Below are 1,150 nucleotides of genomic sequence, written 5' to 3' on the forward strand. Positions count from 1 at the left end.
CGGTGACCTCGACCGAGGACACCTCGCGGGCGTGGATCTTGTCCGCGAGTTCCGCCGCGGACAGCTTGGTCAGGTCGGTCATTCGCCCTCTCCCAGAATCTGCGGAACCATGAACCGCTGCTCCTCGACGGCCGGGGCCATGGCGAGCGCCTCGTCCGGAGTCAGGCACGGGCGCGGCACATCCGGGCGCGTCACGTTGGTCTCCGGATTCGGGGATGCGGTGGCGGGCACATCGGCGGCGGCGACCTGCGAGATCTGTGCGACGTGGGTCAGGATGGAATCCAGCTGACCGGCGTACAGATCGAGTTCGTCGTCCGTCAAAGCGAGCCGGGACAGCCGGGCGAGGTGGGCTACCTCGTCCCTGGAGATGGCGGGCACCGCGGGACCCCTTTCGGCATGGTTCGAGCTAGGTGATTGGCCATCCGACAGCCTAGTGGGTTCACCTTCGGCCACCGGTCGCAGGTACGCGCCGGACCTGGCACCATCAATGTGTGACCCACGGGTAGGTGGCCCGCGTCACAGCAGATGCTTCGATTCGATAACGGGCTCTCGAGGGTGTAAGTATTGCGGGACTCGGGTACCCGTCGGAAAGTTTCGGTCGCACAGTAAAGAAAGGAAGGCACGTGTCATACCTGCTTCGCGTGCAACTTCCGGATCGCCCGGGGAGTCTCGGATCGCTGGCGCTGGCGCTGGGTTCCGTTGGCGCGGACATCCTCTCGCTGGATGTCGTCGAGCGCGGCGACGGCTTCGCGATCGACGACATCGTCGTCGAGGTGCCGACGGGCGCATTGCCCGACACCCTCATCACCGCCGCCGAATCACTGCACGATGTGCAAGTGGATTCGCTGCGGCCGTACTCGGGGATCCTCGACACCCACCGCGAACTCGAGCTCATCGACCAGGTCGCCAACGCACGCGACGACCGGTTGCAGGTGCTCGTCGACGGTGCGCCCCGGGTGCTGCGGGTCGGCTGGTCGACCGTGATCGACATGGGCCCGCAGGGCGCCTACCGGGTCGTGGGTTCCCAGAGCGCGCCGTCCACACAGGCCGCCTCCGCGCCGTGGATGCCCTTGGAGAAGCCGTCGGTGCTCGACGGTGACGCCGACTGGGTGCCGGACCTATGGAAGGACATGGACACCAAGCTGGCGGC

1 protein-coding gene and 1 pseudogene are annotated in these 1,150 nt (G+C 66.8%); one reads left to right on the forward strand and one right to left on the reverse strand.

What is annotated here, in order from left to right; translation table 11 throughout:
* Positions 1-78: 78 nt before the first annotated feature.
* Positions 79-378 (reverse strand): Asp-tRNA(Asn)/Glu-tRNA(Gln) amidotransferase subunit GatC, encoded by a 300-nt coding sequence (gatC, locus tag ACIRS4_RS38155; RefSeq protein ID WP_357096144.1) that lies wholly within the window; start codon positions 376-378, stop codon positions 79-81.
* A 245-nt stretch (positions 379-623) separates the two neighbouring features.
* Here gatC and ACIRS4_RS38160 point away from each other — a divergent pair.
* Positions 624-1,150, forward strand: a pseudogene (locus ACIRS4_RS38160) (hypothetical protein); the annotation flags it as partial.

It is taken from the genome of Streptomyces sp. NPDC101166 (assembly GCF_044768125.1).
Lineage (GTDB): Bacteria > Actinomycetota > Actinomycetes > Streptomycetales > Streptomycetaceae > Streptomyces.